The 15,452-nt window shown below is 49.8% G+C and carries 12 protein-coding genes; 9 read left to right on the forward strand and 3 right to left on the reverse strand.

All coding sequences use genetic code 11. From position 1 onward, the window contains the following. Window positions 1–480: 480 nt before the first annotated feature. The gene (locus tag AC6B99_RS08855) at window positions 481–2,091 is read right to left on the reverse strand and encodes an RICIN domain-containing protein (RefSeq protein ID WP_056032829.1); all 1,611 of its coding nucleotides are present in this window, start codon (window positions 2,089–2,091) and stop codon (window positions 481–483) included. 297 nt (window positions 2,092–2,388) lie between these two features. After that, a complete protein-coding gene (locus AC6B99_RS08860) occupies window positions 2,389–2,613 on the reverse strand; it encodes a helix-turn-helix domain-containing protein (RefSeq protein WP_006040330.1) in 225 nt (74 codons plus the stop codon). Window positions 2,614–2,831: 218 nt separating this feature from the next. On the opposite strand from AC6B99_RS08860, the gene AC6B99_RS08865 reads away from it, so the two are divergent. The 7 genes from AC6B99_RS08865 (at window position 2,832) to AC6B99_RS08895 (ending at window position 12,166) form a co-directional block, all read left to right on the forward strand. Beyond that, the gene (locus AC6B99_RS08865) at window positions 2,832–3,506 is read left to right on the forward strand and encodes a tetratricopeptide repeat protein (protein ID WP_056030272.1); all 675 of its coding nucleotides are present in this window, start codon (window positions 2,832–2,834) and stop codon (window positions 3,504–3,506) included. A gap of 100 nt (window positions 3,507–3,606) precedes the next feature. Beyond that, on the forward strand, window positions 3,607–5,364 hold the full coding sequence (locus AC6B99_RS08870) for a sensor histidine kinase (RefSeq protein WP_056030269.1): 1,758 nt from the start codon (window positions 3,607–3,609) through the stop codon (window positions 5,362–5,364). Between the two features lie 162 nt (window positions 5,365–5,526). After that, on the forward strand, window positions 5,527–5,952 hold the full coding sequence (locus AC6B99_RS08875; protein ID WP_056032827.1) for a MarR family winged helix-turn-helix transcriptional regulator: 426 nt from the start codon (window positions 5,527–5,529) through the stop codon (window positions 5,950–5,952). A gap of 33 nt (window positions 5,953–5,985) precedes the next feature. Continuing rightward, entirely contained in the window at window positions 5,986–6,573 is a 588-nt protein-coding gene (locus tag AC6B99_RS08880) for an NAD(P)H-dependent oxidoreductase (RefSeq protein ID WP_496663213.1), read from the forward strand. 625 nt (window positions 6,574–7,198) lie between these two features. Then, the gene (locus AC6B99_RS08885; RefSeq protein WP_056030264.1) at window positions 7,199–8,809 is read left to right on the forward strand and encodes an SWIM zinc finger family protein; all 1,611 of its coding nucleotides are present in this window, start codon (window positions 7,199–7,201) and stop codon (window positions 8,807–8,809) included. Next, on the forward strand, window positions 8,806–11,811 hold the full coding sequence (locus AC6B99_RS08890) for a DEAD/DEAH box helicase (protein WP_056030261.1): 3,006 nt from the start codon (window positions 8,806–8,808) through the stop codon (window positions 11,809–11,811). The genes AC6B99_RS08885 and AC6B99_RS08890 overlap by 4 nt, the downstream gene beginning before the upstream one ends. Window positions 11,812–11,818: 7 nt before the next feature. Then, a complete protein-coding gene (locus AC6B99_RS08895; RefSeq protein WP_056030258.1) occupies window positions 11,819–12,166 on the forward strand; it encodes a hypothetical protein in 348 nt (115 codons plus the stop codon). Between the two features lie 181 nt (window positions 12,167–12,347). On the opposite strand, the gene yfbR is transcribed toward AC6B99_RS08895, so the two are convergent. After that, entirely contained in the window at window positions 12,348–12,947 is a 600-nt protein-coding gene (gene yfbR, locus AC6B99_RS08900; protein ID WP_056030255.1) for a 5'-deoxynucleotidase, read from the reverse strand. A 222-nt stretch (window positions 12,948–13,169) separates the two neighbouring features. On the opposite strand from yfbR, the gene AC6B99_RS08905 reads away from it, so the two are divergent. Further along, window positions 13,170–14,102, forward strand: coding sequence for a bile acid:sodium symporter family protein (locus tag AC6B99_RS08905; RefSeq protein ID WP_494878422.1), 933 nt, complete (start codon window positions 13,170–13,172; stop codon window positions 14,100–14,102). 251 nt (window positions 14,103–14,353) lie between these two features. After that, window positions 14,354–15,391 (forward strand): LacI family DNA-binding transcriptional regulator, encoded by a 1,038-nt coding sequence (locus tag AC6B99_RS08910; RefSeq protein ID WP_056030248.1) that lies wholly within the window; start codon window positions 14,354–14,356, stop codon window positions 15,389–15,391. Window positions 15,392–15,452: the final 61 nt, after the last annotated feature.

Below are 15,452 nucleotides of genomic sequence, written 5' to 3' on the forward strand. Positions count from 1 at the left end.
GTTGCTCCATGCTCAGCACTTGTTCGAGGAAAATTTCATCAAACAATCCAAGGCTGGGGAATAGCAACATACGATTGTTGCTGAAATCACTGTAGCTGTGTGTGATCACAGAGCTCGGGATGATCCCTCCTTTTTTTGAGGACTGAGGTTCCGCTATTGTGGCTATTGTTAAGATTTCAGATAGTAAGCGGACATGAAATCCGCTATTGCCCTCCTTATCCTATCAAAAAGGCTTTTGTCAGCGTATTAGCGGCTCCTGAGTCCGCAACACATGCCATACCCGTGGTTTTGTTGGAATAGAGGCTGCTGTGTCCAACAATTCTATCTTTGTGCAAGGAGCAAGCACGTGGAACGATGCAAATTGATTATTGCTAAAGTAGGCAACGATGAAGGAGAAAGCGCAAGTACTGACGCTCGAGCAGCCTCGGTATTTGCGCTTTTTTTTGCATTATAAAAATTTCACAAGTCGTATTCTAAAGCTTATTGCAGGTAGTTTGCGAATTCAGGATAATGAATGTATTTCAAGCTTGAGGCGCTGCTTACGGCACCTGCAAAATGGGTTGCGAAGGTTTTTACGTCGTTTCCTGACGCTGTATACGCTTTCAATATTGGATAGCTGTATTTGGTGGCGGGATTGAAGGTCGTCACCTTACCGGCTGGAGTTGGCAGGGCATAAGGCGTCGCTACCGGCGCATTTTCACCTTTATTTGTATAGGAGCCAACATCTTTGATGGTAGCATTTGAATCAATCGTAATTTCCGTATCCCAATAACCGCTGGATTCTTTCTTGAAATTATGGAATATGTTGGAATCCGAATATACGTGTGCGCCCGAGCCGCCGATAATGGCTGCATAGCCGGCGTCATCCGTGCTTGGCAGCGTCCGCTGAATCAAATTATTTAATACATGCAGCCGGCCGTTGCCCGATTGCGGCGTTCTGCGAACGGTCGAATTAAAGTTGTTGAGCATAACTGTCGCATTATTTTTGTTCAGTGCGGTTACTGTGCCGAAAGCGACTGTCCAATAGCGGTTAGAAAGCTTGTTGTAGGATATGGTGACATAATCCGGGTCGGTGTTGGAATAAACGCTCGTATTGACCCAAATAAATTTGCCGACCTCGCCAACATCAATGCCGAGTGAGGAGGTAAAGGTGTTATGGTCAATCCATACGTTGCGGGACCCGTAGATGGCGACGGTCACAACATCTCTCCTGTTTTTGATTTCAAAGTTGATGTTTTTAATGATGACATTGTTGCTGACGCCCTCTGCCTTAAAATAGTCATCGGTGCGCAGACGCGCATCTGTCAGCCTGTTGGCTGCAAAGGATCCGATAATCGTCTTATTGGAGGCGATCCGTAAATCGTAAACCTCCGAGTTGGCATTGTCGATATTGCTGGAAATGACGATCGTCAGCGGCTTTGTATCGAGCAAGGCGGTTTTCAGCTCGGCAAGCGTATGGACGAAAACCGTTTTTCCCAGCAAGCCGCCGATCGTTCCGGTTTTATTGTACCCGTTCAAATCTTTGGCGAATCCGGCAAAGCCGACAAGTCCGTCTGAGACGAGCTTCCACTTGTGGGTAGTGCTGCCTGCATAGGTGCCTATCATCGTTTTATTTGTCGATAAATTAAGGATAAGTGCCTTCGTGCTGTCAGCTTTATTTAAGACATGATAGGAAATATAGTCGTCATTAACATCGGTATCGTTGCCAACTATTTTCCACAATTGCTCGTTTCTGTTCGAGTCTGCATAAAGCACGGCCGCTGTTCCATCTGCCAAGGACCAATTAAGCGGAGAGAGCAGCAGGCCTGTTTTTTCATTAATGAGCTTGAAGTACTCTCCGTCTGTCGTTTCAAATCGCCATCTTTCGTTGCTTTCTCCATTCGTAGGCCATACGTTCACTTCAGAATTGCTGCTGTAGCCGAGAATGTTCAAGTTCCAGCCTTTGTTGACATTTTCCAGTCTCATCGCTTGATAGGGGTAGGAGCTGGCATTAGCAGCCTCGGCCTTTGGAATAGAAGCAGTGAATGGCCATACACTCAAAATTAGAGCGAAGCAAAGGGTGATGCTGGCGAATCGAAAGGATTTGGACATTTTCAACCGTTACGCCTCCTCGTTCTGGGTTTATGGAAAACGATCTAGTCTGTAAACTAGCTGTTGTCGGTTGCCTCGCTGCAGGCTCTGTTGATTCAGAGCTTGTACCACCTCCTTATAATGAAAAGAGACTAAAGGGGCTTGGGAAAAAATGGATTTGCTGTGGTATCAGCTTTGCTTCAGAACCAAAAATAAAGACAGCATAGCGCACTATGCTGCCTCGCGAAATACCATAAATGGTAACAACCTATTAGCAAATGGCTTTTGCCAAAGCAATAAAGAAGGGAGAGCCGTGAATTAAATCTGCAGCTCCCCGAGCTTGATTAGCTCGACAACCGCTTGCGAACGACCTTTAACGTTTAATTTTTGCATCACATTAGAGATATGGTTGCGGACGGTCTTCTCGCTAATGAACAGCTGTTGCGCAATATCTCGTGTTGTTTTGTCTTGGACTAGAAGCTCGAATACCTCGCGCTCACGATGTGTCAGTAAAAACTTGCTCTTATGGTCGCTACCTTTCACCTTTTCAGTCACCCCTCCTTGCTTGGGTTTTTATGGTTTAACAAGGTTAAGGGATACAGTCAAAATATAGTATGAATGACGGGTACTAATGGTGCTGTTGGCGGAGAAAATGGGCGCAAGCGGAGAATTTTATGGTATGATAGATGAAAATTTAACCAATCGACGCCGGAGCCCCTGCTGTATATGCTCGCGGTGTTATTCAGGCATGGGAGGAACGAATGAGTAAAATCTTTTTATTTTTCTTCTTGACTTGGCTCACGGGAAATCCGTTTATTGCGATTATCGTGCTGCTGCTTATTTTGTATGCGCTGGATCGCCGATTTGTCGGCTTGACGCCTAGCTTTGTGCGTCCTTTGCGAAGATCGAGCCAGCTCAGAAAGCTGAGACGCCATGTCGATATGGCTCCCAATGATGTGTCCTCCAAACAGGAAATCGCGAGAATTTTAATCGAGAAGAAAAAATATAACGAAGCGTTAGCCTGGCTTTCTCCTATGGAGCATACGCTGGAGGATTCCGCCGAATATTGGGATGACCTTGGCCTTTGCCTGCTGCAAACGGGACAGACGGAGCGCGGCGAAGCGGCCATTAAACGGGCGCTAACTTTAAACGAGCGGGTGAAATACGGCGCGCCGTATTTGCGTTTGGCTGCGTTGTATGCAGGCAAAGATGCATCTCAGGCTATTTCCTATATTGAAGCGTTTCAAAGCATTCAATCGTCCTCCTGCGAGGCTTACGAGCGCCTTGCGGGCATATACAAGACGATGGGCAAGGAGCAGGATGCGAAAAACGCAATTGAGGAAGGCTTGCGCATTTATCGAACGCTGCCCAAATATAAAAAACGCGGCGAGCGAAAATGGGCTCTTCGCTTGTGGTTCAGAAGATGGAGCAAGTAATGGCAAAGATTGCAATGCGGCGTTTAAAAAACGTTTATTGTCGTTTGCCTAAAAATCGTACATAATCTAATTAATAGCGTACACGATAGAGGAGCAATACATGCAGCGAAATATATGGTTTATGGCGATTTCAGTTATTGTGGTCATTATTTTATTGAATAACACAGCTTATTATTTTTTAACGAAAGAATCATTGGAAGATGCGTTAAATCGGGAAGTTGCCGCCGTGGCCAGGCAGATTGAGTTTTCAGTGGAGCAATCGCGGCTAGGGGCGGAGCGTTATCAGGATTTAATCGGCGACGAGCTTCGGGTCGTATCGATTGCTGCCCAATATGCCCTTGATCCCGACGTCGATAAAGTAACGAATGAGCAATTGGTGGAGCTGAGCGCGAAGCTTGGCGTCAACCATATTACGCTGCTTAAACGCGTGAAGGACGATATTTTATTATATAAATCGTCCGATAAAACGCAGCTAGGCAAAAGCACAAAATCTTGGGACCCTTGGTTTATCGTGTTTAACCAGCTGTTTGATCAGCGAAATGTGGAAATCGACTGGCTTGGCAAATCGCTGCCCAACTTTTGGAGCGGTCCATTCGAGGTGGCTTCTACCGATCCAGGCAGCATTTATAAATGGGGCTATTATTTTGACGGGACGACGAATTACATAACCGATCCTTATGTCAGCTACACGAAGCTGGCGGAATACGAGGAGCTGACAGGTGTAGATTCGTTGATTAAGAAGACGATTGCAAGCAATAAAGCGCTTCTGGAAGTTACAGTGCTTAATCCGGAGACGTTTGCGAAAGGCCCTTTTGAGACGGTTCACCCGAATGGCGATGTGCAGGAGCATATTTTGCAGCAGCCGATCTTGTACGGGAGCTATAATTATGTTGCGGACAGCGACGTAGCTAATGTGTCGAAGGCCTTCAACACGAAGCAAAATGTAACCGTCGATGAGGTAGTGGGCGGCAAGCATGTTTTCAAAATGTTCATTCCCGTCTTTACCGAGGACAAAGGACTGAATATTGTGGATGAGAACGGCGTGCCAATGGACAGCTATGTGCTGACGCTGGTGTCCGATTATCAGGTTATTCGTGACCAAATGTCTACGCAGCTGCTGAATATTGCCATCATTATTGTCCTTGTAACGGCGCTTAGCCTAGTGACGGCAGGTGTCGTGATGAACTATTACCGCCGTTCGCGTGATAATGCCGTGCAGGTCACTCAGCAAACGTACGTCGATGAAATCAATCAGATGTTTCAATCGATTCGGGCGCAGCGCCATGATTTTCTCAACCATGTGCAGACGATCCATTCGCTTGCAGAATTGAACAAGCATGAGGAGCTCATTGCGTATACGAAGGAGCTGACGGGCGAAATTCGGCAAATGAACGATATTATTAATATTGGCAATCCGGCGATTGCCGCGCTCATTCGCTCAAAAACTTCGCAGGCGGAAAGCTACCGAATTATGTTTGAGTGTACTTTTACAAGCTTCGACAAGCTGGAAATGGGCGTCAAAACGCTTGATTTGAACCGTATTCTCGGCAATCTCATTGACAATGCCTTCGATGAGACGATGAGATATCCGGAGAGCATGCGAGTGGTTGAGCTGCAAGGCTTGCAGCGAAACGGCTTTCTAGAATTTACGATTACGAATACATGCGAGGATGCTGAGAAGGTGGCGGCCATGCCGCTTTTCCAAGCGGGCTATTCCACGAAGGGTGATCAGGATCACCAAGGGCTGGGCTTGTCCATCGTGAAATCTATTGTAGACAAGTATAAAGGAACAATTGACATTTATGCCGATGGACCTGACCGTCTGACCTTTTTTATAACGATTCCTCATAAAATTTAATCGTTTTGCCCTACAGCAGCTCCTGCTTTTCTCATGAAAGCCAGGAGCTGCTTTTTTTATGGCTAAGCCGTTCTTGTGATTATTTTGAGCATAGCGAGGGAAATACTAGCATTGAAATAATAAGTGCTTGAAAATACATAGACATCTATGTATAATCGCAATATGATAAAACACAACGCATTGTCATTAGTTGCTAAAATTCGAGACAAAGCCAATAAGCTGATTGTAAGCGAGCTGGAAGCGAAGCAAATTACGGGAATAGTACCTTCGCACGGCGATATTCTCATGTTTTTATATCGGGAGAAGCAGCCGCTGTCTGTCAAGGCATTATCGGAGAAAATCCATCGCACACAGCCGACGACGACCGTGCTCATCAACAAGCTGGAGCAGCTTGGGTATGTAGAGCGGGCAAAGGACGAGAGGGACAGCCGAGTCTCACTGATCGTTTTAACCGAGAGGGGCCTAGGGCTGGAACCGATTTTTCTAGCTATTTCCCAGCAGGTCAATGACGTGATTTACGGCGGCTTAAGTGAGGAGCAGAGCTTGCAGCTAGAGCAGCTGCTGGAGCAAGTACACAGCCGGTTTTAAAAAATCCAACGATTATTTAGGAGGCATTTTTCTATGAAACATCTTATCGTATTTGCCCATCCGAACGAAGATAGCTACAACCGTGCCATTTTGGACACAGCGGTACAAAGCTTGAAAGCTGAAGGTCATGAAGTAACGGTGCGTGACTTGTATGCGCTGAAATTTCAGCCGGTGCTTACCCTGGAAGACACAGCAGCCATGCGTGCTGGCCAGACGCCTGAAGATATTTTGACAGAGCAGAAGTATGTGACTGAAGCAGATGCGATTACCTTTATTTCTCCGATTTGGTGGACGGGTCTTCCAGCCATTATGAAAGGCTATGTTGATCGCGTATTTGCTTACGGTTACGCTTATGCGTATGGAGAAACCGGCATTGACAAGCTGCTTACCGGCAAAAAAGGCTTTATTATTAATACGCACGGCACGCCAAGTGAAATTTACGATCAAAACGGCATGACTGCCGGCATGAAAATGACTTCCGATACGGGCATTTTTGATTTTGTCGGCATAAAGTCCGTTGGACATCTGTTCTTCGGCAGCATTGGCCAAATCGGCGAAGCGGAGCTGAAGGCGAACTTGCAGCAGGTAGAGCAGACGGTTAAGACGGTATTTCAGGCTTAATGAATGATAGCGAGTATGATCTATTCGCCTCTGGCACGACTGCTAATTAAGCAGCTCGGCTAGAGGCTTTTTTTCTAGGCTCTTTCTGGCAGTGATGAGTACAGAAATGAGCAGGAACCTGCGCACCGAAAGGCAGCTTCGTGCATGGACTTTTGGTGGACACAGCGGCCGCTATTCCAGCCGAATCACAGGTTTTGGTTGAGGATGCGGACTCAGTAGACGCTAATGCGCTGCCAAACATTATTTTGAAGGGAAAATCAAGGAAATAACGGATTTCCTGTCCGCGCACGACCTCAAATCTTCTTATAAGCCAGAATAGCGGAACCTCAGTCCTTCAAAAAAAGGAGGTAGTTTTTCTCTCATTATAAATAAAAACAAGGCAATTCTTCGGCGTTGACTGCTGGGGATTTCCTTGTTTTTTTATGATGTCATAAGCCTGATTTTGGCATCCTCAAGTGAAATAGCCGCCTTTTCCAATTCGATTAAAGTTCTTATCAAGCTGATGATGGTTTGCATCTTACCATAAAGGTTGGTTGTCTCTTCTTGTCAGCGCAGCAGACTTCTCGGAAAGTCGTCTTCTCATGTGTTATAATGGAAAGAATGTTACTTGAGCGGAAGGAAGCGGGTGAACAAAGCTTTGACTAGAAATGACGGTCAGCTATTGAAGCTGTTAGAAGGCAATATCAGGGAGCATATGCAGCAGGTTATTGTCGAGCGCGGCTGGGAATATTTTCGTAAAGGCTATGTTCGAAAAGTGGAGGTGCATGATCAGCATTTGCTGACAGGCGTCGTTGCAGGGTCGGAGCTGTATGCGGTAAGCATTGATGTGATGGATTTTGCATATAGCAGATGTACGTGTCCGTATGGCGGGTTCTGCAAGCATATGTCCGCCGTATTTTTTGCTTTTTGCGATCAAAATCAGGCGCTTCATGGCACTCCGGAGTCTGCGTATCGGCGCCTGACCGGGCTTCAGCCGGAGCCTGCGCCGCGGGCGGCTGTCGTTGTGGAGCAGCGGGGGAGAGCAGCCTCTACCCCGGGCATGGATGCGTCTCCTGCAGATTGGCAGGAGTGGATGGAGCAGGAGTATGGCGATTCATGGCGCGTATGCCGCCACTCGCTGCACTCCTTGCAGCCCGTGCTGTCTGCACTCAAAGGCACGTCCAAAGACTGGGATAAAAAAAAGCAGCGCCTGCACTGGATGAATGTCATTTTATTCGTGCTGGATCAGGCGGAGCTGGCGATTAAAGCGGTAGATTCATTCAGCCGCTATTATCACGAAATGTCGTTCGTCCGTATGGCTGAGCCATGGCTGGAGCATTATTATACGCTCGTACTGGAGCTGTCTCCTGCCGAAATGCTGGAGGATGAGCGTGAATGGGCTGATGCGGTTGTTGGATATGCCTATAACCGAGCTCTGCGCAAGGAGCAGCAGCTGTTCGACTGGCCTTATATTTATTTGGCGCTGTGCGGGAAGATGTCGGAAAACCGGGACTGGCAGCAGCGTGAGCTGGCTTCGATGCTCGCATCGGCAGGTGAGCAGACGGAGAACGCTGATGAGCAAGTAAACGACACATTTATTCATACGGCGATTGCGATGATGTATTTTTTCGATGGGCAGGATGAGGAAGCTTTGGCCCATTTCGGGAAAACGGATTTTAGAGGCTCGCAAAAAATGGTATATACATGCGCAGCTCAGCGGCTGGAAGCAGGCGACTGGGAGCCGTTTGAGGCGTGGATGACCTATCTTTACAAGCAAATTTATGCGATTCGGAGCGGAAGGACAGTGGGACCGTTTCTAACTTTATGCCGCCGCGCGGATACGGATCAACCGGATAATTTGAAATGGACGTCCTACATGACGTCGCTGCTGCCGCATTCTTATTCGGAGCTTACGGAGCATTGGTTTGCGCAGAAAAAATACGAGGAATGGGCTGAGCTGCAAATGCTGATTGGCGCCCAGCCCGATGATTTGCCGATTCAGGATGTGCGCGAGGTGTCAAAGGTGAACCCGCGCGTCATGATGCCGCTCTATCATCAGGCCATCGACAATTGGATCAGCTCGCGCAATCGCCAAGGCTATCGAATGGCGGTGAAGCAGCTCAAAAAGCTGGAGCGTATATATAAAGCCGAGAAGGAAATGGACAGATGGCAGGTTTATATTACGGGCGTCAGCCGTAAATACCAGCGGCTGCGCGCGTTCCAAGAGGAGCTGTGGAAAGGAAAAATTGTGACATGAGAGCATCTATTGGCACTGGAATTTTAACGATGGACGCCTGCTGGATGAAAGCGGAGAGCGGCGAATACCGGATAGCTCTGTTTGCTAGCGACCAGCAGGAGTCGGCGATACGTCTGCGTTCCGTGCTATTCGCTTGGCACAAAGCATCCTGGTACGGCACGGAGGTGGAGGATGCCCAGCATGGCGATCGCAAGGCTTTGCTGCTGTCGCCGCTGCTGGCGGTCGATTATTTGTCGCAGCCCAAGCATGCACGGCTGCTGCAGGTAGAGTGGACGGAGCGAGCCCAGCGGCTGAGAGAGCTGGCTTCCCTGATTCGGGAGGCACTGCTGCAAGGCTGGTTTATGCCGGATTGGAGCGGCTGGTCGGAGGAGCAGCGGGCGTGGAAGCTGAATGTGCCGGAAACGAAGACAGGCGGCGAGGCAAATACGCTGTGGGAACGGCTTATTCAGGAAGCCGGGCATGCGGGAGATGTTGATGTGCAGCGCTGGCTAAGCTTGGCGATAGAAGAGGTTTTGCAGCAACCGGATAGCTTGGCTGCGGAAGCGTGGCAGAAGGTCGGCACAGCTGCTGGCGGCGAAATCGTCGTTTTGCGCAAAGCGGCCGAGGAGGAAGATTGGCTGATTGCGCTTGGGCTGCGTAAAGATTCGCTGCCGTTTAAGGTGGCTTTGCAGCTCGTGGAGCCGGGCGAGCAGCCGGAATGGACGCTGCGGCCGGCTTTGCAAAGCCGCAGCGGCGGTGCTTGGCTGCCGCTAGTACGCGGCGCTGCCGGAGCATGGGAGCTGACTGCGGACAGCGAGCCTGAATCTCCGCTTTCGTGGAAGGCGGGGACGGAAGGTTTAGGGCCTGCTGAGGCTGAGGCGAGTCTGCCCGAAGAGTGGCTGCCCCTGCTGCCCGCAAAGCTTGCGAAAGAGGAAGCGAAGTGGGTTAGCGCATTGCCGGGTTGGCAGGATCCGGCAGCAGCCGGACAAATCAAGCTGCGGCTGTCAGACAATGAAGCATGGAGCTTCATGGAATCGGCAAGCTTGACGCTGCTTGACGCGGGCTGTCCCGTGCTGCTGCCAAGCTGGTGGGAAGCCGTTAGATCACGCAAGCTGCGGCTAAAGGCGAAGGTCAAATCATCGGTTGGCTCGGATGCGCAGCCGATGTTCGGACTCGACCAAATCGTGCAATTCGATTGGAAAATGGCGCTCGGCAATGTCGATCTGTCGGAAGCCGAGTTTATGCGCCTCGCAGAGGAAAACCGGCGCTTGATGAAAATTGGCGGCGAATGGGTGCATTTAGATCCGCAGGATGTGGCGCAAATCCGCAGCTGGGTTTCGAAAATGGGCAAGAAAAGCGGTCTGTCCTTCCGCGATGTCATGGAAATGCACTTGATGGGCGGAGCTGTACTGGAGGAAGAGGAGGAGCAGGTCCATGACCTGCGGGCCGAAGTAGAGCTCAATGAACATCTGTCCAGATGGCTGGAACAGCTTCAGCATACGTCGGAAATTCCGCTTATCGACAAGCCGGAAGGTTTCCTTGGCGAGCTTCGTCCTTACCAGCTGCAAGGGGTTTCTTGGCTGTTGTTTTTGCGGAGATTCGGCTTTGGCGGCTGCCTTGCAGACGATATGGGTCTCGGAAAGACGATTCAGTTCATGGCTTATCTCGTTTATGTGAAGGAGCAGCGCGAGCAGCAGCTTAAGCTCGGAGCTTCCTTGGCATTAGCTCACGCGCCTTCGCTGCTTGTATGCCCAACTTCGGTAATCGGCAACTGGGAGAAGGAGCTGGAGAAATTTGCTCCGCAGCTTAAGGTTCATCTTCACTATGGCCCGAAGCGGGAGAAGGGCGAAGCGTTCGAGGAGGCTGTACGTGACATGGATCTGGTCATTACCTCGTATTCGCTGGCCCAATTGGATGAAGAGGATTTAGGCGCCGTATCTTGGGATGCATTATGTCTGGATGAGGCGCAAAATATAAAAAACATTTACACGAAGCAGTCGGCAGCCATTCGCAAGCTGCCTGCAAGGCACCGGGTAGCGCTGACGGGCACACCGATGGAAAATCGGTTGACCGAACTGTGGTCCATCTATGATTTTATTAATCCAGGTTATTTGGGCGGGGTTAATGAGTTCCGCAAGGAAGTTGTCGCTCCAATCGAACGGACGCGGGATGAGAAGATGATCGCAGGCTTGCAGCGCTGGGTGAAGCCGTTCATGCTTCGCCGCATTAAGAAGGACCCGGCTATCCAGCTGTCGTTGCCGGAGAAGTTCGAAGGCAAGACATATATTTCGCTCACGGCAGAGCAAGGCGCGATGTATGAAAATATTGTTTCAGATCTGCTGGAGAAGCTTGATACGCTAGGAGCGATGCAGCGGCGCGGTCTTATTCTGGCTTCCTTGACCCGGCTTAAGCAGCTTTGCAATCATCCCGGCCTGATGGAAGGGGATAACGGCGGAGCGAAGCAGTGGGAGGAAGATCGTTCGAACAAGGTCGCCCGCCTGATGGATATGGTGGAGGAGGTCGCTGCCGAAGGGGAGCGCTGCCTGATTTTTACCCAGTTCGTTGAGATGGGCCATCAGCTCAAGAAGCTGCTGGAAGAGCGGCTGGGCACGAGCGTTCCTTATTTGCATGGCGGAGTGCCCAAAATAAAGCGAGATGAGATGATTCAAGGCTTTCAAAATCCCGAGCAGCCTTGCAGCGCTTTCGTCCTTTCGCTTAAGGCTGGCGGTACGGGACTCAATCTTACAGCGGCCAATCATGTATTTCACTTTGACCGCTGGTGGAATCCGGCGGTGGAAAATCAAGCAACTGACCGCGCCTTCCGGATTGGGCAGACGCGCGAGGTGCAGGTTCATAAATTTATTACGCTAGGCACGCTTGAGGAGAAAATCGATGAAATGATTGAACGCAAGCAGTCGCTGAATGACCAAGTGGTCGGCCAGTCTGAGCAGTGGATAACCGAGCTGTCTACAGATGAGCTGAAGGAACTGTTTGAGCTGCGGAAAAACTGGCTGAAAGGATGAGTGCCAGATGGCGGAAGAGAAGCTGAGAGACCAGCTAACGAAAGTAATGGCCGAGCGCCGCAAGCGCAGCGGCGAAGGAACAGCCGAGGCCGAAGTAGGTCAGTTGCAGGCCCAAACGCTGGGAGTGGCTTCTAGTGAAGCATGGAGCACAGCTTCAAATGCAGCAGGAGACGTGCCTAACGATGCACGAAACGAAGTATCAAGGGCTGAGGAGCTTGGGGCGATTAACCCTATACAGCCTTCGGATGATCAGCTGAAGATGCTTCCTGAGACTAGTTCAGCAGAACAATCGAATGAAGAATGGAAGGCTTTCTATGAAGCAGTCAGCACTTATGTAGCGAAAATGCGCGACTGAGCTTAGGGCTGCTTAGCGAAAAAAATGGAAGAAAGGACGGGGTTTATTCCGTCCTTTCTTCCATTTCGTGTATGGAGCAGCCTAGATGAATACGCTAGGGCAACAATATCCAGCAGCTGCGGACCCGACTTGGCTTGGGTTAGTTTAATATCGCTAAGCTTAGATAAGAGCTAGCTTAGCGTCAGTCAGACAGCTCATCAAGCGTCATGCCGAGGCTTGGCGCCATATGCGCGAGAAACCATTCGACCTCGGGCATGCTTAGCGCAGCCAGCGCTTGTTCGGTTTGTCCCCGAGCCACGAGAAATTCGCGATTGCCTGCTGATAATTCATAGAGGCATTTCAAGTAAGCGTCGAGCAAATCAGCGGCTTTCACCATCGCTTGAAGCGTTTGCTCCTCGGGAGAAAGGCTGCCGTGGTGCTTGCCGAGCAGCGGGCCGTAGGTTTTCTGCATAGGCTCAGGAACCATCGCGAGCAGCCGCTCAGCGGCGAGGGCTTCAAGCTCGCGAAAGCTGGCGAGCATTTTAGGATTATGATGCTTGACGGGGGTAGGGATATCGCCAGTGAACACCTCCGTCGCATCGTGAAACAAAGCGAGCGTCACCGCGCGATCGGCATTAAATTGTTTGGCAAAAAACGAATTGCCGATTTCGCATAGCATATGCACGAGCAGGGCAACGCGGAAGGAGTGCTCGGCGACGTTTTCCTTTGTCGTATTGCGCATGAGGCTCCAGCGCTCAATATAGTTCAGGCGGTACATATAAGCAAAAAAATGACTGTCCATGAGATGCTGACTCCTTTGTGCGATAAAATAGATATGAAAGCAAAAGACGTTTGCTGTTCTATGCTATTATAAAGGCTGAACGCAAGGGCAGCTAGGCTGCGCCTGCATCTTGATTTTATTTTTATTGAAAATATGGCTTATATAGACTTCTAGAACCTAGCAAAAGAGGGATGGCTTACGAAAGCGTTTGGACTAGCTTTTAACCGTTATTTTGAGCAATGGATGTTCGTTATTATTCCCGTATCGCTAATTGTTGGATTTATATTTGCCGATAGGCTTAGCAGCATGGTGGCGGCCGTGCCTTATTTGTTCGCTTATGTGACATTGACGATGGCGCTTGGCTGCGGGGTGAAGGAGCTTGGTGCGGTCATGAAGAAGCCGGGCGTGCTTGCCTGGACGTTTCTGCTCGCCCATGTGCTCTGTCCGATTATCGCCTATGGCCTTGGGACGCTGCTGTTCGGTGCATCATCGCCTTATGTGGTGGGGCTCGTGCTGTTTACTATTATTCCGCTTGGCGTGTCTACGGTTCTATGGGTCGGCATGTCAGGCGGCAGCGTACCGCTCATGCTCGCAATGGTCGTTATCGATTCGGCATTATGCCCATTTGTCGTGCCGGCAGGGCTCCATTTATTTTTCCAAACGGCAGTAGAGGTAGAGAGTGCGCCGCTGATGCTGGACCTGCTGCTCATCATTGTGCTGCCAACGCTGCTTGGCGTGCTGCTCCATCAATTGAGCCGCGGGCGGCTGCTGGAGCAGGTTAAGCCTGTCGCAGCACCCCTTTCAAAGCTGTGCTTTGTGGCGGTAGTCGCGCTGAATGCAGCGGCAATTGCCCCGTATACCGAGCAGCTTAAGGGCGACCTGTTCAAGCTGCTGCCGCTCGTTGTGCTGCTCGTCTCGCTATGCTACGCTGTCGGCTTTATCGGAACGATGCGTGCAGTAAGCAAAGAGGTGCAAATTACGGTATCGTTTGCGACAGGCATGCGCAACATTTCCTTAGGCATGGTGCTGGCGCTCGGCTATTTCAGCCCGCTGGCTGCTGTGCCGGTTGTTCTGTCTATTATGGTGCAGCAGCCGCTGGCGACGCTCCATCATTTTATTTTGCAAAAGATGCAAAAAAGGAGAGAACACTTAGAGAAATCAATGATTATACGTTAGGGAGGTTTATCATAAGTATGTGACTAGCGAAAATGATACAAGAACGAGACTGTCGGTTTGGTAAAACAGTTGATAACTCACTTCATGTAATGCTCATAGGAAGAAGGAGTTTCCAAGCCTAAGGTGATTTTGAGACCTTGGCTTTTTTTAAAATTCATGGCCTAATAAAAAAGCGCTTGCATAAAAATGAATTCATGTGTTATAACCAATTTAGAACAAAATCTAATCGTTTAACATAAAGGAGTGACGGTTTGTCGACTATTAGCATTAAAGACATCGCTGCCAAAGCCCAAGTTTCAACCGCCACAGTCTCTTATGTCATAAATGGCACGCGAAATGTCAGCCGAAAGACGCGCGAAAGGGTCGAGCAGGTCATTGAGGAGATGAACTACAAGCCTAACAATGCGGCTCAGAGCTTGAAGCGCAAGCGGACGAATACGATTGGAGTCATTGCAGAGGATGTGACGGTGTTTAATGTGCCGGAGATTATCGACGGCATCAACGACTGCGCAGATCGCCTCGACATGCATATATTGCTGACCAACCTGCGGCTGGATAAGCGGATAGGCCGCCAGTTCGACCAGGTGGACGCTTACCGCAAATATGCGGAAGATGCCGTGTCCGAGCTGCTTGGCAAGCAAGTGGACGGCATGATTTATATCGGCGCGCATCCCCGTGATTTGACGGGATTGTTCGATACGGAAGGCAAGCCCATCGTCTATACGTATTGCTATACGCAAAACGATGTGTCCATTCAGTACGACGACGAGCAAGCTTCTTTTGAAGCCATCAGCTATTTGACCAGTAAGGGCCACTCCCGAATTGCAATCATCAGCGGGGCGGTGGATTCCATGCCCTCGCGGCTGAGATTGGGCGGTTTCTATAAAGCGATTACGGCATTCGAGCTGCCATTCAATCCACAGTGGATTAAAATGGGCGACTGGGAGGCAGAATCCGGCTACCGGCTGGCGAAAGAGCTGCTGGAGACACCCGAGCCGCCTACGGCTATTGTGGCCATGAATGATGTTATGGCTGTCGGCGTCATGCGGGCCGCGAAGGAGCTGGGCATCCAAATTCCTGAGCAGCTATCGATTATCGGCTTTGACAACCGCGAATTTAGCGAATACGTTAGCCCAAGTATTACAACGATGGATCTTCCGCTTCATGAAATGGGATATAAGGCCATGGAGGCGCTGTCGCATATCCTGCAAGGAGAGAAAGTCGAAACGGGCGAGAAGCCTGTCTGCAAGCTGATTGAACGGGATTCAGTAGCTGAGCTTGCCACATGAATAGGTACCCTGATTATTAAAAATGAGTATGACAATAACGGATGGTTGCCCACTACCTGCT

Source organism: Paenibacillus liaoningensis (genome assembly GCF_059609455.1).